At 46.8% G+C, this 25,040-nt stretch carries 29 protein-coding genes and 3 pseudogenes; 14 read left to right on the top strand and 18 right to left on the bottom strand.

Annotated features, from left to right (window positions below):
* Positions 1–85 precede the first annotated feature (85 nt).
* The 3 genes from SK34_RS16535 to SK34_RS16525 are packed head-to-tail and all read right to left on the bottom strand — an operon-like array spanning position 86 to position 1,411.
* On the bottom strand, positions 86–616 hold the full coding sequence (locus tag SK34_RS16535) for a DUF2514 domain-containing protein (protein ID WP_048233522.1): 531 nt from the start codon (positions 614–616) through the stop codon (positions 86–88).
* The gene (locus SK34_RS16530; protein WP_048233520.1) at positions 613–1,161 is read right to left on the bottom strand and encodes a lysozyme; all 549 of its coding nucleotides are present in this window, start codon (positions 1,159–1,161) and stop codon (positions 613–615) included. Before SK34_RS16530 ends, SK34_RS16535 begins: the two co-directional genes overlap by 4 nt.
* Positions 1,133–1,411 (bottom strand): phage holin, encoded by a 279-nt coding sequence (locus SK34_RS16525; RefSeq protein ID WP_048233840.1) that lies wholly within the window; start codon positions 1,409–1,411, stop codon positions 1,133–1,135. Before SK34_RS16525 ends, SK34_RS16530 begins: the two co-directional genes overlap by 29 nt.
* Positions 1,412–1,665: 254 nt before the next feature.
* Between SK34_RS16525 and SK34_RS16520 the strand changes: the two genes are divergently transcribed.
* A complete protein-coding gene (locus tag SK34_RS16520; RefSeq protein ID WP_048233519.1) occupies positions 1,666–1,959 on the top strand; it encodes a hypothetical protein in 294 nt (97 codons plus the stop codon).
* Positions 1,960–2,095: 136 nt separating this feature from the next.
* Here SK34_RS16520 and SK34_RS24090 read toward each other — a convergent pair.
* A pseudogene (locus SK34_RS24090) lies at positions 2,096–2,203 on the bottom strand (putative holin); the annotation flags it as partial.
* 173 nt (positions 2,204–2,376) lie between these two features.
* Here SK34_RS24090 and SK34_RS16515 point away from each other — a divergent pair.
* A complete protein-coding gene (locus SK34_RS16515) occupies positions 2,377–2,892 on the top strand; it encodes a hypothetical protein (RefSeq protein ID WP_048233517.1) in 516 nt (171 codons plus the stop codon).
* Here the strand turns inward: SK34_RS16515 and SK34_RS16510 are convergent.
* The 14 genes from SK34_RS16510 to SK34_RS16445 form a co-directional block, all read right to left on the bottom strand.
* Positions 2,883–3,113 carry a hypothetical protein gene (locus tag SK34_RS16510; RefSeq protein WP_048233515.1) on the bottom strand — a complete coding sequence of 77 codons (231 nt, stop codon included), beginning with the start codon at positions 3,111–3,113 and terminating at the stop codon, positions 2,883–2,885. The genes SK34_RS16515 and SK34_RS16510 overlap by 10 nt on opposite strands.
* A gap of 992 nt (positions 3,114–4,105) precedes the next feature.
* The gene (locus SK34_RS16500; protein ID WP_048233513.1) at positions 4,106–4,795 is read right to left on the bottom strand and encodes a bacteriophage antitermination protein Q; all 690 of its coding nucleotides are present in this window, start codon (positions 4,793–4,795) and stop codon (positions 4,106–4,108) included.
* Positions 4,792–4,923 (bottom strand): YlcG family protein, encoded by a 132-nt coding sequence (locus SK34_RS24685; protein WP_087878715.1) that lies wholly within the window; start codon positions 4,921–4,923, stop codon positions 4,792–4,794. The genes SK34_RS16500 and SK34_RS24685 overlap by 4 nt, the downstream gene beginning before the upstream one ends.
* Entirely contained in the window at positions 4,920–5,528 is a 609-nt protein-coding gene (locus SK34_RS16495; protein ID WP_048233512.1) for a recombination protein NinG, read from the bottom strand. Before SK34_RS16495 ends, SK34_RS24685 begins: the two co-directional genes overlap by 4 nt.
* Positions 5,529–5,530: 2 nt before the next feature.
* Positions 5,531–5,737, bottom strand: a complete 207-nt coding sequence (locus SK34_RS16490; RefSeq protein WP_048233510.1) for a hypothetical protein — start codon at positions 5,735–5,737, stop codon at positions 5,531–5,533.
* Positions 5,737–6,336 carry a DUF1367 family protein gene (locus SK34_RS16485; protein WP_048233508.1) on the bottom strand — a complete coding sequence of 200 codons (600 nt, stop codon included), beginning with the start codon at positions 6,334–6,336 and terminating at the stop codon, positions 5,737–5,739. The genes SK34_RS16490 and SK34_RS16485 overlap by 1 nt, the downstream gene beginning before the upstream one ends.
* A gap of 388 nt (positions 6,337–6,724) precedes the next feature.
* Positions 6,725–6,949, bottom strand: coding sequence for a DinI family protein (locus tag SK34_RS16480; RefSeq protein WP_048233506.1), 225 nt, complete (start codon positions 6,947–6,949; stop codon positions 6,725–6,727).
* 752 nt (positions 6,950–7,701) lie between these two features.
* A complete protein-coding gene (locus tag SK34_RS16475; protein ID WP_048233505.1) occupies positions 7,702–8,352 on the bottom strand; it encodes a retron system putative HNH endonuclease in 651 nt (216 codons plus the stop codon).
* The gene (locus SK34_RS16470) at positions 8,349–9,932 is read right to left on the bottom strand and encodes an AAA family ATPase (RefSeq protein ID WP_048233503.1); all 1,584 of its coding nucleotides are present in this window, start codon (positions 9,930–9,932) and stop codon (positions 8,349–8,351) included. The genes SK34_RS16475 and SK34_RS16470 overlap by 4 nt, the downstream gene beginning before the upstream one ends.
* Positions 9,913–10,875 (bottom strand): retron St85 family RNA-directed DNA polymerase, encoded by a 963-nt coding sequence (locus SK34_RS16465; RefSeq protein WP_048233501.1) that lies wholly within the window; start codon positions 10,873–10,875, stop codon positions 9,913–9,915. Before SK34_RS16465 ends, SK34_RS16470 begins: the two co-directional genes overlap by 20 nt.
* A gap of 512 nt (positions 10,876–11,387) precedes the next feature.
* Positions 11,388–12,071, bottom strand: a complete 684-nt coding sequence (locus SK34_RS16460; protein ID WP_048233499.1) for a replication protein P — start codon at positions 12,069–12,071, stop codon at positions 11,388–11,390.
* On the bottom strand, positions 12,068–12,985 hold the full coding sequence (locus SK34_RS16455; RefSeq protein ID WP_048233497.1) for a replication protein: 918 nt from the start codon (positions 12,983–12,985) through the stop codon (positions 12,068–12,070). Before SK34_RS16455 ends, SK34_RS16460 begins: the two co-directional genes overlap by 4 nt.
* A gap of 84 nt (positions 12,986–13,069) precedes the next feature.
* Positions 13,070–13,621 carry a toxin YdaT family protein gene (locus SK34_RS16450; RefSeq protein ID WP_048233495.1) on the bottom strand — a complete coding sequence of 184 codons (552 nt, stop codon included), beginning with the start codon at positions 13,619–13,621 and terminating at the stop codon, positions 13,070–13,072.
* Between the two features lie 2 nt (positions 13,622–13,623).
* A complete protein-coding gene (locus SK34_RS16445; RefSeq protein ID WP_028016003.1) occupies positions 13,624–13,851 on the bottom strand; it encodes a transcriptional regulator in 228 nt (75 codons plus the stop codon).
* A 99-nt stretch (positions 13,852–13,950) separates the two neighbouring features.
* Here SK34_RS16445 and SK34_RS16440 point away from each other — a divergent pair, with 99 nt between their 5' ends.
* From SK34_RS16440 to phoQ, 12 genes and pseudogenes are all read left to right on the top strand, one after another.
* Entirely contained in the window at positions 13,951–14,343 is a 393-nt protein-coding gene (locus SK34_RS16440) for a helix-turn-helix domain-containing protein (protein ID WP_028016004.1), read from the top strand.
* Positions 14,344–14,410: 67 nt separating this feature from the next.
* Positions 14,411–14,995 carry a DUF6932 family protein gene (locus SK34_RS16435; RefSeq protein WP_197081267.1) on the top strand — a complete coding sequence of 195 codons (585 nt, stop codon included), beginning with the start codon at positions 14,411–14,413 and terminating at the stop codon, positions 14,993–14,995.
* Positions 14,985–15,914: a hypothetical protein gene (locus tag SK34_RS16430; RefSeq protein WP_048233490.1), complete on the top strand. Its 930-nt coding sequence runs from the start codon at positions 14,985–14,987 to the stop codon at positions 15,912–15,914. Before SK34_RS16435 ends, SK34_RS16430 begins: the two co-directional genes overlap by 11 nt.
* A gap of 279 nt (positions 15,915–16,193) precedes the next feature.
* Positions 16,194–16,349, top strand: a pseudogene (locus SK34_RS24995) (hypothetical protein); the annotation flags it as partial.
* Complete coding sequence (locus SK34_RS24990; protein ID WP_048233487.1) at positions 16,342–16,506, top strand: YdaE family protein; 165 nt, start codon at positions 16,342–16,344, stop codon at positions 16,504–16,506. The pseudogene SK34_RS24995 and the gene SK34_RS24990, both read left to right, overlap by 8 nt.
* A 140-nt stretch (positions 16,507–16,646) precedes the next feature.
* Positions 16,647–19,784, top strand: coding sequence for a RecE family exodeoxyribonuclease (locus tag SK34_RS16415; RefSeq protein ID WP_048233486.1), 3,138 nt, complete (start codon positions 16,647–16,649; stop codon positions 19,782–19,784).
* A gap of 11 nt (positions 19,785–19,795) precedes the next feature.
* The gene (locus tag SK34_RS16410) at positions 19,796–20,908 is read left to right on the top strand and encodes a RecT family recombinase (protein WP_048233485.1); all 1,113 of its coding nucleotides are present in this window, start codon (positions 19,796–19,798) and stop codon (positions 20,906–20,908) included.
* Between the two features lie 39 nt (positions 20,909–20,947).
* A pseudogene (locus SK34_RS24080) lies at positions 20,948–21,190 on the top strand (DUF4060 family protein).
* Positions 21,191–21,254: 64 nt separating this feature from the next.
* On the top strand, positions 21,255–21,470 hold the full coding sequence (xisR, locus tag SK34_RS16405) for an excisionase family protein (RefSeq protein WP_042309077.1): 216 nt from the start codon (positions 21,255–21,257) through the stop codon (positions 21,468–21,470).
* The gene (locus tag SK34_RS16400; RefSeq protein WP_048233483.1) at positions 21,470–22,756 is read left to right on the top strand and encodes a site-specific integrase; all 1,287 of its coding nucleotides are present in this window, start codon (positions 21,470–21,472) and stop codon (positions 22,754–22,756) included. The genes xisR and SK34_RS16400 overlap by 1 nt, the downstream gene beginning before the upstream one ends.
* A gap of 73 nt (positions 22,757–22,829) precedes the next feature.
* The gene (phoP, locus tag SK34_RS16395; RefSeq protein WP_003030783.1) at positions 22,830–23,501 is read left to right on the top strand and encodes a two-component system response regulator PhoP; all 672 of its coding nucleotides are present in this window, start codon (positions 22,830–22,832) and stop codon (positions 23,499–23,501) included.
* Positions 23,501–24,964: a two-component system sensor histidine kinase PhoQ gene (gene phoQ, locus SK34_RS16390; protein ID WP_016150060.1), complete on the top strand. Its 1,464-nt coding sequence runs from the start codon at positions 23,501–23,503 to the stop codon at positions 24,962–24,964. The genes phoP and phoQ overlap by 1 nt, the downstream gene beginning before the upstream one ends.
* Positions 24,965–25,040: the final 76 nt, after the last annotated feature.

The following is a 25,040-nucleotide window of genomic DNA, read 5'->3' as shown; positions in this document are numbered from 1 at the left end:
CATGAAAGCCTGATAGTTTAAGAGAAGCAATGACCCAAATTAACCAGTACTGCTTTCTTTTCCTAAATACGGCGGTCAAGTTCAGTTATTGCATGTGGGCGAATGGCATCGAGAAAGGTATCATCCTGTGCCCCACCGAGTCGTAAATGCGCTCACACGTCATTCCCGCCCGGTAGCGTTCGTCAGCGATTGCAGCATATCGTTTAGCTTCTTCTGCAAGACTTCCGAGCATGTTGGCAAGCAATCCTGCGTTGGCTCCGGCTGTTTTGCTTCTGACGGCAGCGGCAAGATCTGAGGTGTGCTTTGCGGCGTCCAGGCGGGCGGCAAGCTTTGTTGCTTCGGCGCGCAACTGGCTAACAGCGGCAGACAGGCCAGCAGCAGTGGCAGCATATTTAGCGGCTTGTGCTTGTGCATCTTTTACAGCCTCATCACGGGCAATAATTCGCCCTTGTTCAATCATGCGGGCTGCGGTCTGCGCGTTCGCTGTTTGCGATGATTCTGCGCTATCGCGTTCCGCCCACTTTTTTTCCCAACCGCGGCTGCTCCATACACTACCCGCGCTGAATGCAACGGCCACCAACAGCAAAATTGCAATGAATTGATAGCGCAGGCTCACTGGTCTATCCCCCAGCACGCCAGCGCGCTTTCCTGGTCTCGTCTTTCTACCTGCCCATAGCAGCCGTTTTTCTGGCCTTTGGTCAGACGACAATCGCGGCCGCCGTCTTTAATCCACCAGCGGATCGCTTCACAGGCACCTCTACGGTCGCCAGCATTAATTCGCTTATAGAACGTAGACGGGAAACATTTTCCGGGGCCGATGTTGTATGGGCAGAAAGACGCAATCCCGACTTTCTGTGGTTCGGTCAGTGGTACCTTGATATTTCGCTCAACCCACGCCAGCGCCTTGTCGCGTTCTATAGCGTTGACCTGGGCGCATTTCTCAGCAAACAGCTTCATACCCTGAACTACTGGCTTACCATCAACCATCGTGGCGCCGCGGCAAATCGTCCAGAGCCCTCCGCTGTCGCGATACGCTGTCAGACTATTACCCTCTTTCTCATCCAGAAACTGATCGAGAATCACGGGTGCGGAAGCCCCGGCAAGAATCAAACCTATGACCGCTGCGCTCAGTTTATTCTTCAGCTTTTGTGGCATAGCCATTGCGACGGTCCTCCCGTTCTTTCCAGCGGAAATACCAGTTCACTGCACAGGTGATAACTGTGCATGCGATACCGACAATAATTGCCCAGTCGCTCAGGTTTAACCCTGCAATTCTGTCGGCCAACATCCAGGACACCTCTTTTGCTGTTTTAGCTGTTTCGGCATATGCCTTCGCTGATACACCGCAGCCGGTCAGCGTGGTTCCTGTTCCATATGAAAGTCTGCTGTAAATGGTGCTCATTCTGGTCATAGCCTCACCTCCGATTCTTCGGATGGCGCTGTGTGATTAAAGGATCAGGCTTCACGGGCTGGATCTATCAACAAAGCACATAGCGGATGATTCCCGTGAGCCTGAAATGAAAAAGGCCGCTTTGGTAGCCTAAAAATGATGTTTGATAATTTTTCCATCGAGCAAGGTTAGACTAGCCAATTACATTAGCTTGCTCTCCAATTCAATTCCTGATCTACTACTTGGTTCTAGCAACCAATGAAAAAGGATAGATCGTGAATAATGGGAAAAATGAACGATTCAGAGTGTATTTATCCAGTTTTGATGCGGATATTGCAGCACTAACAGAAGCCTGTAAAAGTATCAGCAACAGTCTTAACTCTGTTTTGGAGAGCACAAAAAGAGAGGGATTTATAAACCCGATTCAAGTTTTCATAGATTCTTTAACACTGAATCAGCCAGAAACACATTCTAATATCTGGGTAGCCGTTAATTCATCATGGCAGATCGCAGAAGAAGCCAGGCTAAAACTTGAGAAATTTGGTTATAAGACTGGTGAAATTATTTAAATATCCTCCGGCATAGCCGGAGGTTTTTCTGATTCGCCTATAAGGCTCTATTTCCAGTTGCGTCCTAACAGGCGCATACGATCTTACATATACATCACACTTCGTTACTTATGACCCGTGAACGGGCTACCCGGATAAATGCGCCAAACACCACACCGTAATCGGTTCCGGTTAACAGTTCATAGACACTGGCCCCCGTCAGGACACCACCAGCCAGCCCAGTACCGGAAATCGGATCGGACATTTAGCCCCCTCTTAATTTATGTGTGTCTTCTCAGAAATGAGGGGAATGGCTCCAGATGCAGGCGCTTATACGATACCCTTCTAAGGAGTAAAGAACCTGCAATAGATTAATTACTAAATAATTTTTGAGACTGACCGATTTAAGATCTCTGCCAATCACAATAAGGAAATTTTATGCAACTTTTTCACGGTACGATCCATTCCCTTTCAACTGAAATAGAAAATAGTGGGACGATTGCACACCTGGTTGCTCGCCCCTTTTATGAAGGTGACGATGTAAGCACAACCGATGGTTTTGTTTACTTAACTGACAATATTGGTTACGCCATATATCTGGCACAAAGAAATGCTGTCTACAAAGGAGAGGACATGTGCGCCGTCTATTCAGTAGATGTGAATTACTCAGAATTACTTGCGGACATTGACCAACTAAGAATGAAGCATGGGATGACAGTAGACGATGCAAAAAAATTGACAGCAACTCAGTCTTTACAGATTTCTCAAAGCTGTGCGATTGCACGAAGCTTAGCCATTGGAGGCGATGTAAAAGCCAAGCTATTGCTCCCCTCGGGAAGCAATAGCCAACACCAAGACTACAAATTTATGGCGCAGCTAAGACAACTAAGAAAAACAGGTGACGCCGGACAGGCCTTAAGCTTAGTAAAAGCTGACAATTGGCATCATTTTTGATTGTCTAACGCGGGTCTGTTTATATGCAGACCCGCATCAGGCGATCGTAGTGGTCCCATGAGAACTTTTGCTTCGCCATTGTGACAAATGTCGTCTCCTCTTGTCAGATGCCAAACTCCTGTGATTGTTTTACCCGTTTCCAGATCATCAACAGTGTCATTCGTGTAATACGCTACCTGTACAATGCCTACATGCTGAATCCAGTAATACCCTTCTTTCATACATTCCTCCGCAATACTAAGCAAACAGTATAGAACGGAGCAGATGATGCAGCGTTGCAAGAAACCACAACAAACTCAATGTTTGCTGTCCAAGGTGCACATCCTGGCCTTAGAGCCTCACATCCGATTCTTCGGATGGCGCTGTGTGTATGAAAAGGGTCGCCATATGGCGACCTCTAAACTTTAAATAGGATTTTCTCAATGAACGGCTTCGTGATAAATAATCTGCCCGCCCATACCTGAAATCAGCTTATCTACTCGAATATAATCCGTATAGAAAAAAGATGGAGCATAATCCCAGTGACAGAGTGCGATTTCACGCTTCAGATATGTGTCATAGTAGATAACATGAGCCTTACATGACCTGGTTTTTCCTCCAGATTGCGTGGGGTATCTCATTTTGAATCGGTAATTGTCACTCACATGCTTATTAGCTGATGAGATCATTATTAACTCTGGAACGTTCCAAAAGGTAAAAGTCAGGTACATCATAACGGTGAGACAAACGCCAAAAAGCCTCTTAACCAGACCTGTTGAGAACTTATTACTTAGGTACACACGCCAAGCAATGAAAACTCCTATCACGAAGGAAGTCCCCACAATAACTGACTTATAAAGCACCCCATCAAAAAGGTATGTGTCGTGAGTTGTTTTGTCTGCCCATGCACACCAGATAACCCAAATGACTACGAAGCAGAATGAAATCAGCTCTACCTTTGTTGGCAACCTCATTATCATTAATCCATTTCTCAACTTCTTTGAAGCGAAATATATCAAATTGACAACTACCTTTGATACCTCGAAGTGAACTTAGACTTGACGCGTCTGGCAGGGATTTAGCCAGCGAGAATTCAATTATGGCTTGAGTGCTTTACCGCTTGTCTACATTCAAATAAAAAAGCCCAAGGCGTCAACCTCAGGCTTGAAAACTCATTTACTGCCAGTGCATACAACAATGGCACAATATCAGATTTACACGAAACATATCCACTTCAGTTCGGTTTTGCAAGACTTACATCCAAATTTGTCGACTTTTGTTGTGAACGTGATCGCGAAACAGAAAGGAGCGCCTGATTATCAAGGTGCACGAATTCTTGTTTCATCGCCAGCCAGTGCGGGAGGTAGGTTTCAGTCCAAGTTGGCTTTGATACCCCTACCAATTTCGCCAACTGCTGGAACTCGTATGTATTGCGCCCCGCCAATTCCACTTTCACATCCTGTGCAGCAAGCCAGATTAGCTGGCGTAAACGGTCTATCGTCTTCTTCGCTATTCGCTTCTCTTCCAACTGTTGGCTGAACTGCTCCCAAGCCCAGCGTGTTATGGCGACCTGATTGTCCCAACCGGTGTTTTCGCTGTAGCTCCACAGCAACCAGGCCTTCTGGTGCTCTTCGAGTGACATCAGAGCACGGCGCCACGATGCGGTGGAATATTCAACCGGCTGCACCAGAGGGATATGTGAACCCTTGGCATGCGATTGTTTGCCCGGTATTGGTGGATTATCCAGCGTAATCATTTTCCCGGTCACTTCATCCAGCACTCGAGGCTTTTTACGTTTAAACGTTCCCGTATCGAACTGTGCATTCTCAAGCCACGCCATCAACTGCCCTTTCGTCGCACCACTTAAATCGGCGGTGGCCACCATCAGCTGCTGGCGCACGTATTCGAGAAATTGAGTGTTCATACAGCACCGCCTATGGTTTTGATGTAGTTCTTCAGTATCCGGTAGTCCGTCAGCACAGAGCCGGGGAAATGGTATAAGCGCAATCGCTGCCAGCGAACGCGAATGATCTCGTTCAGTTCTGGTGTCATGCCGCCTCCCTGCTCTTAATTAACTCGCGACGCAGTGCGCTGTAATACTTCCTGACAGCTTCGAGTTCTTCGATGGTGTATCGATACGGTACGTTGTTGTTTTCGAGATCCTCAACACGCTCAGGCCCAATTTTTTTGATAAGGCCAAGGCGGTACTGCTGCTGATTGCCCGACAGTTGCACATTGCAGTGGTGACATTGTTTATTGATATTGTCTTCGTGGTACCGCAGTTGTGATGCCTTACCTCGCGATCGGTAATGCCCGGCTTCCCACTGGACGGTATCAAACGTCCCGCAACTGATGCACGGAAGGTCATGGTCACGCTCTCGAATGTAATCATTGACGACGCGCTGCGTTAAATCTTCCCAGTGCTTCAGCGGCTTAACCGCAGCTTTACGCTGGCGCCAGGCGGCTCGCTCTTTTTTCTCAGTGGCGCGCTTTTTGGCAGACTCCTTGCGTTGTGCCGCCTCCCTGACCTTTCTGGTCTGCTCTTTTCCAACCGCACTGGCGCACTCATAACCGCAGACAGTCTGCGTATCACGCACCGGATGGAACCACTGGCGGCATTCTTTGTTGGCGCACTTCCGGCGCGGTAACTTAGCCATAATCACCCCCAGACCTTTTGTCGAAAGGTTCTTGGTGTACGCGCCGGATGCTCGCATTCAGGTAATTTTGCACTGACAGTCCAGGTTATGTTGTCGCGATTAAGGCTGCGTTCTACCGTGGCGCCACGGCGGCGGTAACTTGCCACCAGTTCGTCGGCCTGCTCGGTTGTGCATTCGTGATGGTGGAACCAGGAAAATTTCATCGCCATCACCCCGCAAAGCTCATAAGCTGTGCAGCGGCGTTTTCCGCTTCTCGCTGCGTCTTGAATGCCCGGGACAATACCCAGCGCCACAGAACATCGAGCGCTGCTTTGTACAACTGCTGGAACTCGGTTTCGTCCATGTTGGCAAAGGCTATGCTGCGAGGATGTTTACGAAGAGTGCCGTCAGGGAGCTGTATGGCGTCGTAGTGGCCAGACTCGACTATCACCCATGCACGGTATGCGTCATAGGATTTGCAGATGCTGATGCTACCGGCACGCTTATCGGCGATACGGTCGAGATATTGCTCGGCAGCATCCAGGAGCGCGGCTTCGCTTCCCGCGAATGAGGCAAGAAATTTGGCGTAGCCGGTTACCAGCTTGCGCTCGTTGGAAGAGATAGCCCCGCCGGTGGGTTCCCAGTATTCGAAACCGAGATTGAGTAATGCAAAGAAGCGGCGGTGAAAGGCTGGGTTGCGTACCCGCCTGAACTCGGCAACAAGAACATCGCCGAGCCGGGTTTTGGATTGCAGGATATCGCTGGTCTCGGGCGTTGCCGGGATCAGTATTCCTGAGTGGTGTTTTATAAGTTGCAATTCTAGCGCCATGGTTCTCTCCGTGGCGCATCAGGTATAGGGTGTTCAGGCCTATGAAAGAATAATATCAGACGGTGGTGTAATTCGGTACCCAAGCCGTTTTGCAAATTGCATGAACCCGTTGAGAGTGAAGATTTCTTCCTCTTCGAGTAACGGTCGTAATGAAACTATTCCATTTACTCGATAAACCAGATATCTCCCTTCCGCCGGGAAGCTATAGATAACTGCTTTATCGGCCCTTCTGACCACGTCGTACCATTGATCATATGCATTAAATGCATTTGCACTACACACTATTTCCCCCAGAGCGACTTATTGACGCGGTAAACAGTAATCGGGAACAGCCAGGGGAACGCAAACAGCGATACTCTTTGAAACTGCTCCAGTGAAATTCACGCGATTAATAAAACCACTCGTCCGCGCTTTCCCAGATCTCCTGCACGATATGTTCGACCTCTTTCTTGTCGCCTCCGAAAACAGTCAAACCGTCATTACTGGCACGCTTAATCGTAAGTTGGCATTCATCGAACTGTTTGCTGAGTCTTTTGAGCAGTTCTGACTCGAGCGCAGGTATAGCTCCATCAGGAAGTTTCTTCATGCGATCAATGGTTAGCTCGATTTTCATTTTTCCCTCCGCAATGAACAACTGTATGTGCATACAGTACGTTTATAAACGTATGTAACGGATTTTGCAACGTTTCAAGGGTACAAAATTAAATCATGACCTTCGATTGATGCTAATGGTTTTGCGTTGGCCTACAACATGCTCCATTTATTCACAATTCTGGCGCACTTTACGATGATGGGATACGTAAGGACCAAGAACCAACTTACACTATTTTAAATCTAAAATAAGATGTTGGAATAAGTGATAAGAGTATTATTTAGCATTACTTCGTTCCAACTAGGAAACGTAGCACCGGTGAGAAGGTTTTCTTTTGGTGAATATCGCTGTTCTCAAGTTTCGTAAGGGGGGGGCTATAACTCTGTGCAATAAATGATAAGTTGTATTTCATGCGTCATTTTTTACGTTGCGCATTTGGCCGTTTATTTTTTGCAAGAATGGACTATTATTTTTAGTTAATTACCCAAAAAACAAAGCATCTTTTTTCTCATCAACCGCCTAGCCAACCTTTTCCGAAGACAGTTTTTATTTTTTTAGCGTTAAATAAATGTATATCTTAATCGGTAATATCTCTTACCGTTGCTACGAAAACCATATTATGTAGTTTTTTAAAAACAGGCTTCATCTGAAACTTGACATAATCTTTTTACCCCTGTCATCAAAAGCCATTGTCATTATCTCTACTTATTCATCAATTGGTCAAAGATATAACCAGGTTAAAGTTAAAATGCGACATTCATCATATAATGCACTCAAACCTTTTTTATTTTTTCCTCAAGATAAAAGGCCAAAAATCCGCAATACTCCCGTAACTTACCAAGTGCGTCAACACTATTGACGGCCGAAAGTAGCTTACCAAGTTCTGCCTTGGTTCTGTTGCCAGGTTTTTCATCGAGTCTATGTCGTATATTTTGCAGTAGTTCCTTTCTATTATCTTTTAGACGGCTTTTGTTAAGATTTAAGACATTATTTATCTGATAGTTAAATTCTTCATCATTCGAGAAAACAACCCCATTACCATCGTAGCTGATTACTCTACCTATATGATCCTGTGGATTACTTGGGTTGAATTTAATATCTAAGTTTCCTTTTCTACTATCGCACGTTAATTTATCATAACCTCTTTCATTATCCGCATCTTCTCCTCCTTTACAACAACCCAACATATTTGAGTACACTAACTGAAGATTGCCATAACGGTCTTGACATGCCCAGTGTTCAACTTTCATATTATCCGCTGATATTCTTGCCATACAGTAAGCACATAAATATCCTTGCTCAGCAAGAAGTGACGACTTAATATCATTTTTAACAGGAGAAAATCCAGGGCCATCATATTCCGAATTTTGCAGTCGATATTCTGTTAAAGTTCTAGGTTCTCTACCTTTAACAATTGATTTCATTTTTCATCCCATCCGAACATATCAATATCAAACTTCGCGCTAACCAATTCCGGAATTTCACCGTTAATATCATGTTCTAATTCTTCAATTTCAGATTTTGCATCTTCTAAATTATGATCTGCAATCAATTTAAAAATGTGGTCAATCCTTTCTTGTATTTCTGGTGCTCTATCTAACTTAATATCCTCCGAGTCCATAAGTTCGTTGAGAATTTGATTAGAAGTTAAACCATAAGATTGTTTAGGTGAAAAGTAACTAAGTTTACCTCTGTTATTTTTCTCAAGAATTAATATATTATCATTTTTGACTTCACTGATTACTTGTGGAGAATGGGTTGATATAATAAACTGACAGTTAGGGAATATAGAGTTTAAGCTATTAAGCACATTTCTCTGCCATTTAGGATGCAAATGAAGCTCCAATTCATCGATTAGTATAATGCCATGAGCTTTAAATGGATCGTCTAAATGAGGATTAAGTATCATCATTCTACGGCTTATATCAAATACTAGAGCAATAAGAGATTTCTCACCTTGAGATAATTGTAAAATATTTAATTTATTTCCATTCTTTATTATCGATATGTGTAAATAAGGATTTAACTCTACTTTAAGATCACTAAATCCATCCATAAAGCTTGGAATAATATTATTTACCATTTCTTGAGCCTTTAACGCCCAAGATTTCGAAACTTGGTTCTGCTGCTCTTGAACCCTATTGATAATATCTAATAAATTTTGTTTTGAATTATCACCACTGAAATCAATACTTTTCAATTCTGATACTATTTTTAAATCTAAATCTATCGAATTGCTTTTTTGATGTTTAACTTGATCATCAAGTCTTTTATACCAACGGAAAAAACTCTTGAAATCAGCTTTACCCGACAAACAGCCATTATATCCATCAAATCGATTAGATGAATCAATATTTGCTGTATCATCAAATTCAGTAAAATCTTTCGATGAAACGTCAACTGACCGCATTACCCCATAATATGCAAATACAGGCAATTCAAAACTGATATCTTTTTCGCAAGCTAATTTATATAAAGCACCAAGTCTATTGAATTCCAAGTAATAGCTCTTTTTGCCCACAGCACTGCCGGAGATAGCTTCACACAATTCAATTTTTGGTTTAAATTTATCGTTTAATGTTAATTCTGCAATAATAGAGCTATATCCATCTTGATTACCGACCGTAATATCGCTCATATCAATTTCCTTGCCTTTACCTCCAACATGGACAATCCTTTGAACAAGCCATGAAAGGCACAAATAAATAGCATCAAGAATAGTCGTTTTACCGGCACCATTATTACCAATAATAACTTGATTTTTTTTAATCTGATAAGTTAGGCGCTCAATACCCCTGAAATTAAGTAACGAAAGAGATGATAAATGTACTTCTTGCTTTTTGAAATTATCAAGCGCAATATTTAAATATTGCTCAGCTATTTGAAGATCTATATCAACAAACTTACCTTTTTTGAAATAATCATGTATTTGGAATGCCGCAACCACATCACCTTGCTGGGCAAGTCGAATAATCTTCTGGATTTTAGGATGTTGATTCAACATTTTTTTTCCTAATAGGCATTAAGTTAAATATAGTTTCGGAAGAATATTTTCGTTTCATGCTTTCATAGAAGGCCGGCTCAATATGAAAAGCAAAAGCAAGCATTCCTTGCAAGTAAGATAATGTATCTGATTCAAGTATGCCAAGCGTATATTTATGAATAAGCACAGAAATTAATCTTTTCCGTTCCCTCCCTAATGACAGAGTTCCGAGGGGTGTTATTGTAATCCCTGTAACTCGACGATTATGAGCCTTAGAGGTAAAAACCGTCTTACGTTCATTTAAAGTTATGCTGTTTTTATAATACTCATTCAAGTATTTCCTAACTATATCAGGAATCTTAAAAAGAATGCCCTTAATATTGGTAGAGAAAGTTAAATCATCAGCATATCTGGTAAAATGAATACCATGTTGTTTGCAAAAGTTAGCAAAAAAGGCATCAAATGAATACATAACAATGTTTGATATTAAAGGAGAACTAGGAGCTCCAACACTTAAAGCCAATCTTGAATTAACAGTTTTGGATTTATTCCAAAAAAGAGATTTTGAAAGAACCCTTTCTTCTGCCTTAGTAACATTCAAATTATTATCCGTTAATGCTTTAAATAGCATCTCAGGTGTAATGCTGTTAAAAAAATCTGAAAAATCCAATTTTAATATATATTGATTATGGGCGTGCGAAAAAGCATTCTCTTTTATACTCTTACCTTTAGTATATGCCATCGCACAAGGATGTATTTCACAAATTTCTTCCATAATATCAACTATATGGTATTGGAATTGTTTCAACCTTTTTGCTGGGTGAGCGATAATTCGTTCCCCGCCGCTTCTTTTGGGGATACTATAAACTTTGTATTTATCAGGGGCATTAGCTAAGAAACTATCAATTTGTTTCCGAGTCAATGATTGGACGCCATCCAATTTTGCATAAAGATTTAAATGCATGAGGCCCCTCCAGTTGTTTAAAGCTAGTAAAATGTGGCAAGCCTGAGACAGGCTTGCCACTGTCCTTTACTAAAGGATGCGGTGGTTGTTCTCCGCAGCCGTGATTGGCTAATCGCGGCTGCGGAGAACAACTACCGCAACCACGAATCCGACCAATAAATTTGAGTCTGGCTTATCGCCCGACTAGACGTAACCGTCTGAACGCTAAAGGACTTTGTCATTATAAAACATCAAACCTATGACTTCAATCCTAATAGCCATTAGACGGTTTATAGCGACCGACTAAGTTGCTATGATTTGCTTTTTTTGTATTCATTCCAGCAACATAAGGTTACGCGAAAAGCTCTAACAAGCCATCGTTCACAAAAGTTCACATCTGAAGATTATCTTGGACTTAGCCACCGTAAGTTTTTTAGTAGACATAACCTCGCTGCTTTGAAAATATGTACAACATAGGTACCTTCCATTGCTCTTCAACTGCAAAATGTCTAAAGCTTTCATAGTTCAGATTGTTAAATCAGAGCAGCCTTAATCCGCTCATATTTAGCTTTCAAAAGCTCGGCTGGTGTAGGCCCCTTCGGCGATACAGGAGCCGCCAACGCCCGACGAACAGGCGGGATCGGCTTTCCTGACAGCACCCTCTTTTCCCACATATCCAAGATGTCGCTGGCTTCACGCTCAAGCTCTTTCTGGCTCAGTTGGCCATCAGTTCCGCGGCGCCGTAGCTCGAGGCAGATATGGTAAAAAACCGGCTTTGGCCACGGATAGTGCTCACTTCCCGGGTAGCGGAACACCAGCTTGCGCCACTTCCAGTATTCAGCCATCACGTCTGCGGTGGTGATCCCCAGCACGCAGCGCCCTTCCCTGCACCACTTGATGAACTGGCCCGGAGACGGCAGGAACGGATGCTCCTGACGGCGTACCATGCGCATCCCGGCTTCAACTTGGTCCAGGGTGGTAATACCGTTTTCTTTGAAGGCCAGCACCCACTGCCGGCGGATCTCGTTCACGTCTTCCTGGCTTCGATTAACCAGGCTTGCCGGAAACGCGGCCGCCAGTTGTACGAAAAGCCCGTTGATAATCTGCGCCACCTGCTGCGTTTGTTCGCGTTCGGTGTACTGCTCAGGCATGTTGTGTGCCACGCGGCGAGCCTCTTCCCGGTCAAAATTGCGAATGCTCTCTGCGAGGTTTTTCATTCCAGCACCCCGTCAATCCAGTCGGTGTTATGCAGGTCAATGCCGCCCCGGGATGGTTTTACCATTCCGGTTGCGCGCAGCCGTTTGGTAGTGAGTTGATCCCACTGCTTACGCAGACTTGAAGGGCTTAGGATGTTGTCTTTCCAGAACTCATCCCGGTTAGCCCACTGGAACAGGTCGCAGATTTCGTAGTGAGTGCGATTGTCCTGGACACGCATCAGCCTGATTGTGTTTGCCCATTCAGCCCAGTTTGGCTCGGATAGCGATGCGTTGACGGTGAGAAGCCTGTCGTAAATCCAGCGGGCTGCCTTGAGGTCGTCAGCGGATCCCCATGATTTACCTGCCGGGGTGTATATCCCGGCGGCAGCTTCGGGATGGCGAGAGAGAAACTTTTGAGTTTTCTGGTTTCGGGATTCGTCAGAATTCCGAGACGAGGATATTTTATTATTGTTCTTGTTATCGTCTTGGGTGTCTACCGTTTCCGGGAAGGTTTTTCCCGTTTTCGGTAAAACTTTTCCCGATTTCGGGAAGGCTTTTCCCGTTTTCGGTTTGTCTAAAATCCAGGCGGAAAGGTCAGTATTTATACCGACCGTTTTCATCACACCCTGCTTCTGACTGAAGATAATTTTGCGATCTGCGAGCGATTTGAGCGCATCAGAAACGTGGGAATCATTCAGCCCTGTAAGCTCGGCAATCACCGTGTTCGTAACGCGGTCCTGTTTCTTGTTCCAGCCGTAGGTAAGCCAGATCACCGCTTCAAAACACTGCCACTCCCGGCCTGACAATCTCAGGCGCGGTTTGAGCTGTTGGATCTCGTTTGCGACCTTGGTATACCCGTTCGACAGGTCGGCCATACGACCTCCCGGTTGTTCGGTTCTGTGGGGGAAATTGATAATTTCAGCTGTGTTTGACATACTTAGCTCCGCAATTACACTCCGTTTTTGCACCTGAAAGTCGGTTCTGTTAGCGCAGACCGGCTTTCGCCTTTTCTGAAGTCTTCACATTGCCCCCAGCATGGTTGTGACCATCGCCAGTAAAGGCGCCGTTAGGTCAGGGTCGACTCTGAACATTTCGAAAATCCCCTCGCCTAACTCCTTCAGCTTTTCCTTCTTCGGTGCATCGAGCATCAGAGCTTGCTTCGCCTCACTCACCTCTTTTTCCAACCTAGCCATCCGGTAGTCAAACGAGTCGTTCTTTACGACACGGTCGCGGTATCGAAGTGGTAATACAGACATGATCGCGGGCACCAGCTGTTCGACGTTTTTTCGGTACAATGCGGAGTCTTCTTTGTTATCCAGCCAACGGAACAACTTCACGTTCCAGACATCGGCCTGGCCTGAAAAATCCACGCCAACAACTTGAAGTTCTTCAGCTGCTTCTTGGATTTGAAGCGCAACAGCTACGCGCCCTTCTGCCGCTGCCCAAGCTCGTACCGCTGAGCAGATATCGCGATGATCGATATCCTTCACTGCCGATTCGCTTTGATGACACTGGAATATCAGTGAATTAGAGGAAGCTCTGCTACTCTGTTGAAATGAAACAGTTTGCATTGTTAAGGCTCCTGTTTAGGTAAACCGTCAGTTGGGTTTGGATAGAGGTCGGGGCGCAGCTCGTGTGGGGTGACGCCAGTGGCGTTGTATATTCGAAGAACACGATCGGCGGGAACAATCCCCTTATAGCGGTTCCGCCAATGACTAATAGTCATTGCACTAACTTCCAGCAGTTCTGCTAACCGGGTTGCGGTTCCTGCTCTAGTAATGGCTTTATCAATTGCTTTCATAGTTAACTCCAATGGTAACCATCAAATTAAACTAAATGTTTATTTTAATGTCAACATTTTGAATATTGAGCTAATAAACTTTTGGTTTAGAATTCTGTTATGAAAGAAAAAACTCATCAGATTAATCATCCGCAAGTGCAAAGGCTCAACGAGATCCTTGAGCTTAAGAATTTGACCAAGTCAGACATGGCTCGCATTTGCGGTGTCAGTGCTCAATCGGTCAATAACTGGTTCGTGCGCGGCACTATCGGGAAAAGCTCGGCGATAAAACTGGCAGATGCGCTTGGGGTGAGTCTTGAGTGGGTCCTTGGCCAAGAGGTCAATGAGAAGGACGGTTTAAAAGATGATGAACGGAAACTACTCGAGCTCTACCGACAACTTCCCGACGATGAAGAAAAACAGAATTTCCTTCGAGTGTTGTCGCTCCGTCTGAAAGAACTAGATGCTCTGTACGAGAAGTACATGAAGGGTCGGATTACGAAGCTAGAATAGTTCAATAAAAATCAATGAATTGAAGTTGAAATTTTGTCGATTTTAGAATGATTTTAAAGGATCGCCATTGACTACATTGACCACCCCACTTTGGAATTCGATGGGAGTGATTCCACCAATAGACGAGGCTGACCCAACCAGCCACGCACGCTCTCCATACGTGATGGATATAGTGAATTTTGTTAACATGTTTGCTCTTACAGCAACGCGAAGAAAAATTCTTAAGGGGTTTTTGGCTTACCGTTCATGCTTGAGTCAGGTTGGGCTAACAGATGGATTTCAGTGGGTTGACGGGAGTTTTACAGAGAATATTGAGCTTACTGAGCGGCGCGCACCCAATGACGTCGATGTTGTTACTTTTTTCAAATTTCTCCCTGGTGATGACGATTCATCAGTAATAAATCGAAATCCAGACTTGTTTGATCATGAGTATGTTAAAAAAAATTACCTTGTAGATTCTTACTATGAGGGACTTGACGCACCAGGTCATTACCTTGTCGATAGGACTGTATATTGGTACAGTATGTGGGCGCATAAACGTGATTTATCATGGAAGGGGTTTATCCAAATCCCATTAAACCCGCAACTCGATGTTGTTGCGTTAACTATACTTAATGCAAGTGAGGCTGAGGAGGGAAACAATGAATCGTAACGATTATATGTTCGCTCTCAGTGAACGCGAACAACTTAGCAACCTATTGAAAAGCACACCAGAAAGCTCTTCCATAAGCAGAAGAAGCTTAGAAACTCGTCTAAAGAAAGTAGAGAGTATTATCTCAGAAGCAAACCTGTTAGAACACGAGCCAACCAGTGCAGTACTTACATTCAAAGGTCCTACAGTAATGGGGACTCATGGTATTTCTGCATCATTCGGTACAAAAGCACTCTCATTTTTCAATGATGCAATTGCATATGTTGCAAGCGCATTTAATGGCCCGCTTCCATCATCGGGTAAAGTGCCGAATATAGAAAACAATCACTTAATGATTACAGCAGCTGCCAGGGGGTCTTTTGGTTTTGTCTTAGAGGAGTTCAGACCAGATGCACCGCTGGGCTTTGATGAACAAACTCCTGTTTCTAAGGCTTTAGAAAAGACACAACAGATTTTACAGGCAAGCTTAGATGGTGATAATGAAAAGCTCTCCGATGCCCTTGAAGAACTAGATCAAAGAGCCTTAGATAAAATCAGGGGATTCATTCATTATCTATATGAAAATAAAACAGTATTTACTCTAAAAAATAACAACTATAGCATCTCATTTAGAGAGCCAAAACAGTTGGAGAATACCTATCAGCAACTAGGTAGTGATAACATAAAACAGGAGATTATCGAGGCAGATATTTTCTTCTTAGGCACTCTTCCAAATAAACGCCAATGTGAATTTATTGAACTAGGTTTTACCGAGATAAAAACAGCAAAAATCGACAAGTCCATTGAAGACCCGAATGTTATCAACCTACACCTCGGTGTGAAGGCCAGAGCAACATTTTCTAAAAAGACTATCGGTGAAGGAAAACCAAGATTCACTCTTATCAAACTACCTGAATGGGTAAACAACGCTCAAAATTGATAGTTTTGTAGTCATCATGCAAGTGTAAACAACCCCAAATCCCAGCCCTCGCTGGGATTTTTTTTATCCCAACCCCGCAAATTATGCATCACTCCTTACCCGAACTAAACATTTTGTTTATTATGGAATACTCATTATGTTGACACGATTTTAAACTTTGTGTTTAATGAATTCACCAAGACGCACTACGAACCACCAAGGCAGGACGCCCACGAAGTAGCCGCCGACGGCACATGAACAGTCGGATGAGGTGGAGAGATTAACGCGCATCAGGTGTAAACGTTCCGCTGGCCGGCGATAAGGCAAACGAGGGTGAGAATGATTGATTTCGCACGCAAACCAGGACGGCAGCAAGCCGTAAAACTTAACTTGTTCGAAGTGATTCTTCGCCGCCTGTGCTACCTGTTGGCGCAAAAGGGGAATCCAGATGTGTAACTCAACGAAATGCGGGTACTGCGGCAATCCGGTTAAATCGGAAGAAGTAGTCAAAAGTACCCTTCTCTATCGCAACGGCGCACAGCTGGCGCGCAAAGAAAAAGAATACTGCTCTAAACGTTGTGCTTCGTACGACCAGATGGCACACGAGGCATAACGTAAAAGCCGCGCAAGGCGGCCCGTACGTCCGGTGCTCCCGACCAAAGTTACACCGGAAAACTACTTAAAAAACCAAAGTTCACCCAATGGGCGCTTTCTCTGGCCCGGGGATCTTACATCCAAAAAAGAGGATCTCACATGGAATTTTTCTATGTCGTTAAGGCTACGCAGAAATCCGGCAAAGAAGACGCAGTGATTTGGTTCACTGCGAAATCAGAAGCCCGTGCCAACCTGCAGCTCGATGTTGAGCTGGAAGATGCCGGTATTGAAACCGGACGCGGTAAGGATTACGCCAAACCGGTTCGCACCGATTTCCCGGTGTATAGCGACCTCCCGGAAGAAAGCACCGTGGATTACACCTGGTGCAAACGCTACGAACTGCAGGACGATGGACGCACCTGGCTGCCAAAGGCTGGTGCTGAGTCGACTGGCCCCGTGTACAACTCTGCCGCACCGGAAACGTCCCTTAATGTCGAAACTACCGTCGAGAGTGTCCCGCTTGAAAACCGCACTCCAGCGGTCCGCTATGCCATCCACCTAACCAGCGATAAATATCAGACGCATATCAGCAAAGAGCAGCAGCTGGCTGCTAGTGAAATGTCACTGGATGAAGGCAACACCCATCTCCAGAACCTGCTGCTGGCGAAGAACGATATCCCTGAAGTTGCCGAACTCAGCCTGAACGCTGAGTGGAAACTGGTTCAGGCGATTAAGCAGGTATTCGCTCCAGATGAAGCGCACGAAACTGAAATTATCGCTGCATTCATGGCTGACTGGGCGAGAGCAGATGCCGGCGACCGCAATCAGTTAGTTGAAGAGTGGAGAAGCGGAAAGCTTACTCTTCTCAAATCAGAAAGCACCAGCAAAACCGGCGTTACAACCGATCAGGATCCAGAACCTGATAACGGTATCCAGATTGACGAGAATGATGACGAAACCACTCGTTATCCAGTCGTTCGTATGCCCTTCCGCAAGCAGCTACTCGCCCAGTTCACCGCCGACGAACTGCGCCACCACTTAACCCGCGAAGAATACGAAGGTATCAGCGCGCTGGAGATGGACACTGACAACAGCTATGTCCAGAACCTGCTGCTGGCGGCAGAAAACTGCGAAGAGGTTAAGGGTTACGACACCAAAGACCTGTGGCGCTATACCGACGCCATTCGCAAAGTGTTCAGCCAGGAAAAGCGTCACGAACTCGCTTTGGTTCTCCGATTCACCAGAATCTGGGCGACGACTGAGTATATTGACCGCGGCATTCTCGTTCGCGAGTGGGCAGCAGGAAGTCGCATCAGTAATGTCCAACGCACCGATTCTGGTATCAATGCCGACGGCGGCTATGTAACGGATCGCGGTGAAGGCGCGCATCACACTCTGGACACTCTCGATCTTGAGATCGCATGTGCCCTGCTGCCTATGGACTTCCACCACTTCGAAATTCCTTCGAGCGTGTTACGACGTGCCAAAGAAATCGTGGCTAAGAAAGAAGAACCATGGAAGTCATGGAGCGCAATCTTACGCAATCAACCAGGCATATTGGCGGTGAACCGTGCGGCAATCTTCAATCTGATCCGCATCGCACCAGAAAACATCCACCACACGCCAGCGGCTCATCTTGAGTTTGTGAATAAAACCATGACGGCTGAATTTAACTCTGCTGTGGAATTACTGCCGTTGCCTACTCCTGTAGTTGAGACTGAAGCCCCAACTGAGCAACCGCAGGTTGAAAATCTCGGCAGTGGCGTGTTCTCCATCGGTGGCCTGATGGGTGGAAATATCGATCCGGTCATCAATACCACCTCAAATGAAATCGAAAAAACGGAAAACACAGCGGAGACCACCAGCAATGTGCAGATGGAAACGGCTAAGCCAGAGAAAGACGAAGATGTTGGTTCGGTACCACCGGGCGAAAGCACTGATGCAGCTAATTCGCAGACAGATTCCGTAGCGTTGGAAGAACAGCAAGCAGAACCAGTAATTGAATACCCGGCTTACTTCGAGCCTGGCCGCTACGAAGGTCTGCCGAATGATGTTTATCACGCAGCAAACGCCATCAGCTCAACTCAGGTGAAAGATGCCCGTGTGTCGCTGATGTACTTCAATGCGCGCCACGTTGAGAAAACCATCGTCAAAGAGCGCTCCGCGGTGCTGGACATGGGCAACTTGGTGCATGCGCTGGCGTTGCAGCCTGAACAACTGGACGCAGAATTCAGCGTTGAACCGGTAATCCCGGAAGGCGCATTCACAACGGCCGCGACCCTGCGCGCCTTTATCGATGAGCACAATGCCAGCCTGCCGGCACTGCTGTCTGCCGACGACATTAAGGTGTTACTGGAAGAGTACAACGCCACTCTGCCGCCGCAGGTTCCGCTTGGCGCTAACCTGGAAGAAACGGCGCAGAACTATATGGCGCTGCCAGCTGACTTCCAGCGTATTGATGGTGACCAGAAGCAGACGGCGACGGCAATGAAGGTTTGCATCAAAGAGTACAACACCACCCTGCCGACGCCGGTTAAAACCAGCGGCAGCCGTGACGCGTTGCTGGAGCAGTTGGCACTCATCAACCCTGACCTTGTGGCTAAGGAAGCACAGAAACCGGCGCCACTGAAAGTGTCCGGTACCAAAGCAGACATGATCCAGGCCGTGAAGGCAGTCAAACCAGATGCCGTGTTTGCCGACGAGTTGCTAGATGCCTGGCGCGATAACCCGGAAGGGAAAGTACTGGTCACCCGCCAGCAACTCAGCACCGCGCTGGATATTCAAAAAGCTCTTCTGGCACACCCGACCGCTGGCATGCTGCTGACCCACCCGAGCCGAGCCGTCGAGGTGAGTTACTTCGGCTTTGACGACGAAACCGGACTCGAAGTCCGTGTACGCCCGGATCTGGAAATCGATCTGGACGGGGTGCGCATCGGCGCCGACCTGAAAACCATCAGCATGTGGAACATTAAGCAGGAAGGCCTGCGCGCCAAACTGCACCGCGAAATCATCGACCGTGACTACCATCTGAGCGCGGCTATGTATTGCGAGACCGCAGCACTGGACCAGTTCTTCTGGATTTTCGTCAACAAAGACGAGAACTACCACTGGATCGCCATCATCGAGGCTTCCGCCGAACTACTGGAACTGGGCATGCTCGAGTACCGCAAGTCGATGCGCGCTATCGCTACCGGCTTTGACACTGGCGAATGGCCAGCGCCGATCACCGCTGATTACACCGACGAACTGAACGACTTCGACCTGCGCCGCCTTGAAGCGCTGCGTACTCAGGCATAAGGGGAATGAATATGCAAAACACTAACGTAACTGTAGCTGACCAGAACGCCGTAATTAACTCCAACGTGGCCCTGTTTGATTCCCAGTATCTGAACGCCATCAGCGCATTTGCTCAAATTATGGCGCAGGGTGCGGCGACAGTCCCCAGACACCTGCAGGGAAATCAGGCTGACTGCATGGCAGTAGCGATGCAGGCGGCACAATGGCAGATGAATCCCTTTGCCGTAGCACAGAAAACGCACCTGATTAACGGCGTTCTCGGATACGAGGCGCAACTGGTAAATGCCGTGATTTCACGCAGCGGCGTGCTGGCAAACCGCTTTGAATATGAGTGGTACGGGCCATGGGAAAAAGTAGTCGGGAAATTCCAGATTCGTAAAGGAGACAAAGGAGACAAAGGAGACAAAGGAGACAAAGGAGAATACCGTGTTCCTGGCTGGACCCTTGCTGACGAAACGGGCATTGGCATCATCATCCGCGCAACGCTGAAAGGTGAAGATCAACCGAGAGAACTTGACCTGTTACTGGCACAGGCCAGGACTCGTAATTCAACGCTTTGGGCTGACGACCCTCGCCAGCAACTCGCTTATCTCGCAGTTAAACGCTGGGCAAGACTGTTCTGCCCGGATGTAATTCTCGGCGTGTATACCCCCGATGAACTGGATGATCGCCGTGAAGAGCGAGAAGTTAACCCTGCTCCAGTGCAACACGTTAGTCTGTCTGATATTTCAGGTGACACTGTCACAACCACACAAAGTGCACAGGAATCGTCGGTAAATATCGACTCACTGGCTGATGATATCCGCGAACGCATCGATGCTGCTCAGGATGTTGATAGCGCCAAAGCACTGCGCGCTGATATCGAAAGCGCGAAAGTTACGCTGGGTTCAGCCCTGTTCACTGAGCTGAAGAACAAGGCGGTGAAACGTTATTACCTGGTTGATTCACGTAACAAGGTTGAGGCAGCCATCAACTCCCTACCATCTCCGGACGAGCCGGATGCCGCAACGCGTTTCGGGGAAGTTGAGCGAGTTCTGGCAGCGGCGAAACGTCATCTGGGCGACGAGCTGCACGATCAGTTCAGTATCACCCTGGCGGATATGAAACCGGAATACGTGGGCTAACAGATTTGGGAGGGTTCGCCCTCCCATTGAGGAGATGTAATGCGACTGATTAACCGAGGCAATCAGTAATCCCCGTTAGCGCGCCAGGCATGCGATATCGCTCTGGCCACTCATCACGAACGCTACGGTGACTACGGGCGGAGCAAGATGAAGGAGACATACACGGTGAGAGTTGAAGGCGTGAAGGTCTGGGTTGAGGTGGTTAACCGTAAGGCGAGCTACGTGGCCACGGCGATGACAGGTATGCATCGGTTGCGCGCGCGGCCTGGACAGGTGAGTTGATATTGAATTATCAGTGTAAGGCGGCAGGCCTGTTTATACTCGGCTTGCTGCCTGTGAGGTAAGCATGGCGCAGCTAATTTTTAATGAAGAGTGGATGGTTGAAGCGCGATTAGCAGAAAAGACCGGCTTGTCTGAAAGACAAATTAAAAGTTATCGGTTGAATTTGTGGATCGAAGGCGTGCATTTCAAACATCTGACAGCTCTCGGGGAAACTGACAATTCTAAAGGTCTGCTTTGGTACAACTATCCAAAGATTAACCAATTAGTACAGGAAGCATGATGGACTTTCCAACCGGCGTTGAGCTGCATAATGGAAAAATACGGATCACATTTACCTATCGCGGCAAACGTTGCCGCGAAGTCCTTCGGGGCTGGACGGTTAACAGCAGCAACATCAAAAAAGCCGGAAATCTTCGTGCGCTCATAACAAGTGAAATACAGCTCGGTAAGTTCGACTATGCGGAACGTTTCCCGGAATCCAAAGCGCTTAAGAAGTTCATCACAACCAAAAAAATCACCACGTTTAAAGAACTGAGTGATTTTTTTACAGACACCAAAGCCTTAGAGGTATCTGGTGCAACACTGCTATCGCTTACTTCGGTCGTAAATACGTTACTACGTGTAATCGGAGAAAATACCCGTCTGGTAGATATTGAGCATGCCGATATTTTGCATTACCGAAAGGAGTTATTAACCGGGACAATTATTAACCCGGCAATGCCGAATCTGGCCAGGCAGGGCCGCGCGCCCTCAACAGTCAATAAACAGATGGCAGTTTTATCAGAAATGCTTAAGCTCGCAAACCGAAGCCAGTTTATATTGCATGCTCCTTATGAAGGAGTGTCGCGACTCAAGTTATCTAAAAATGATCCCGACCCACTTTTACTTCATGAGTACCAGGCACTGATAGCCGCCCTTCCCCGTAGCCAAGCATTAATCATCATTGTTGCCGTTCATACGGGGATGAGGCCGGGCGAGATATGCGCCCTGGCATGGGAAGACATTGATTTGGTAAAAGGTGAAATCCACGTATCCAGAAGTTTGACGAATAAGCGAGTATTTGTACCCCCTAAGACAGATGCCGGAATAAGGACGATAACGTTGCTTAAACCTGCTCTGGATGCACTGAAGGAACAATACGAAGTCACCGGCGCTAATCCGAAGCAAGAAATTCGATTTCACCATCGGGAGATCGGAAAAACTGAGCAGCAATCTCTTCGCTTCGTTTTTTCACCAACAGCATATTCGTCAAAAAAAGGCAGTTACTTCTCCAAGAACTCGATTGCCTATAGCTGGAAGCGAGGCACTAAACTTGCCAATATCCGCGAAAGGAATCCTTATCAGTCACGGCATACCTACGCATGCTGGACGTTGATGGCCGGAGCGAACCCATCATTCATAGCGAGTCAGATGGGACATGAAGATGCGCGCATGGTGTACGAGGTTTACTCCAAGTGGATTGGCGACATGAACCAGGATCAGGTCAACATGCTGAACAATCAGATGCCAACAGCACTGCCCCCAGGGCGCCCCCACGGGCAGGGGAGCATGAGAAAAGTTATTTAATTTCATAGCGCTGCTTTCAATCCACATAATCAGCGTTAAACTATTTATACCATTATTTTAGGGAGAAACGATGATGCGCGTACTGGTTGTCGAGGATAATGCTTTATTACGCCACCACCTCAAGGTTCAGTTACAGGATTTAGGGCATCAGGTGGATGATGCAGAAGATGCGAAGGAAGCGGACTATTATCTGAATGAGCATCTGCCGGATATCGCGATCGTTGATTTAGGACTCCCCGATGAAGATGGTTTGTCGCTAATCCGCCGCTGGCGCAGTAATGAGGTTTCGCTGCCAATTCTGGTATTAACCGCGCGCGAAGGCTGGCAGGACAAAGTGGAAGTTCTCAGTGCAGGCGCTGACGATTATGTCACCAAACCGTTTCACATCGAAGAAGTGGCTGCACGCATGCAGGCACTGATGCGGCGAAACAGCGGTCTGGCATCGCAAATTATCTCCCTTCCGCCTTTTCAGGTGGACCTCTCCCGACGCGAGTTATCCGTCAATGATGAGGTTATCAAGCTCACGGCGTTTGAATATACCATTATGGAAACTCTCATCCGTAATAATGGCAAAGTGGTCAGTAAAGATTCGCTCATGTTGCAGCTTTATCCGGATGCCGAGCTGCGCGAAAGTCACACTATTGATGTCCTGATGGGGCGTCTACGTAAAAAAATTCAGGCGCAGTATCCGCATGAGGTGATCACTACCGTACGTGGACAAGGCTATCTTTTCGAACTGCGCTAATGAATAAACTATTGCGTCATTTTTTCCCGTTATCGCTGCGGCTGCGCTTTTTACTGGCCACCGCGGGCGTGGTATTGGTGCTTTCACTGGCCTACGGCATGGTTGCCCTGGTAGGCTATAGCGTCAGCTTTGATAAGACAACGTTCCGCCTGCTGCGGGGCGAAAGTAATCTGTTTTATACCCTGGCGAAATGGGAAAACGGCAAGATTAACATCGAGCTGCCCGAGAACCTCGACATGCAAAGCCCAACAATGTCGCTGATTTACAATGAAGCGGGTGAACTTCTGTGGGCGCAGCGCAATGTTCCCTGGCTGACGAAAAGTATCCAACCGGACTGGCTAAAAACCAACGGATTTCATGAGATTGAAGCCAACGTAGACGCTACCAGCACCCTGCTGGGCGAAGATCACTCCGCGCAGCAGCAGTTAAAAGAAGTCAGAGAAGATGACGACGACGCCGAAATGACCCACTCCGTGGCGGTAAACGTCTATCCTGCTACTGCCAGAATGCCGCAACTGACCATTGTGGTTGTCGATACCATTCCGATAGAGCTAAAGCGCTCGTATATGGTCTGGAGCTGGTTTATTTATGTGCTGGTCGCCAATCTGTTGCTGGTCATTCCGCTGTTATGGGTGGCCGCGTGGTGGAGCCTGCGGCCGATTGAATCGCTGGCGCGTGAAGTCCGTGAGCTTGAGGAACATCATCGTGAGATGCTAAACCCCGCCACCACACGCGAATTGACCAGCCTGGTTCGTAATCTCAATCGGCTGTTAAAAAGCGAACGTGAGCGTTATGACAAATACCGCACCACGTTAACAGACCTCACCCATAGCCTGAAAACACCACTGGCGGTATTGCAGAGTACTCTGCGCTCAATGCGTAATGAAAAGATGAGCGTCAGCGACGCAGAGCCTGTCATGCTGGAACAAATCAGCCGTATTTCCCAACAGATAGGTTATTACCTGCATCGCGCGAGCATGCGTGGCAGCAGTGCCCTACTCAGCCGCGAACTGCACCCGATCGCGCCGTTGCTGGATAAACTGACCTCGGCACTGAATAAGGTGTATCAGCGTAAAGGCGTCAACATTAATCTCGATATCTCACCTGAAATCAGCTTTGTGGGCGAACAGAATGATTTTGTCGAGGTGTTGGGCAACGTACTGGATAACGCCTGTAAATATTGTCTGGAGTTTGTCGAGATTTCAGCGCAACTGTCTGAGGATCAGCTGCATATTCTGGTTGAAGATGATGGTCCTGGTATTCCGCAAAGCAAACGGGAAGTGGTGTTTGACCGTGGACAGCGCGTAGATACGCTACGTCCAGGACAAGGCGTCGGTCTGGCGGTGGCGCGAGAAATCACCGAACAGTATGACGGGCAGATTATTGCCGGTGATAGCCTGCTGGGTGGTGCGCGCATGGAAGTTATTTTTGGTCGCCAGCAGCCGGGCCAGAAAGACGAGTAATCGTCGCATGTAATAAATATGTACTGACTTCACGCTTGAGGTTAAGTATCCGTTATAATCGGTTGCAGATACCAGC

It is taken from the genome of Citrobacter sp. MGH104, assembly GCF_001034485.1.
Lineage (GTDB): Bacteria > Pseudomonadota > Gammaproteobacteria > Enterobacterales > Enterobacteriaceae > Citrobacter > Citrobacter freundii.
This window is presented reverse-complemented; position numbering and strand designations above follow the sequence as displayed.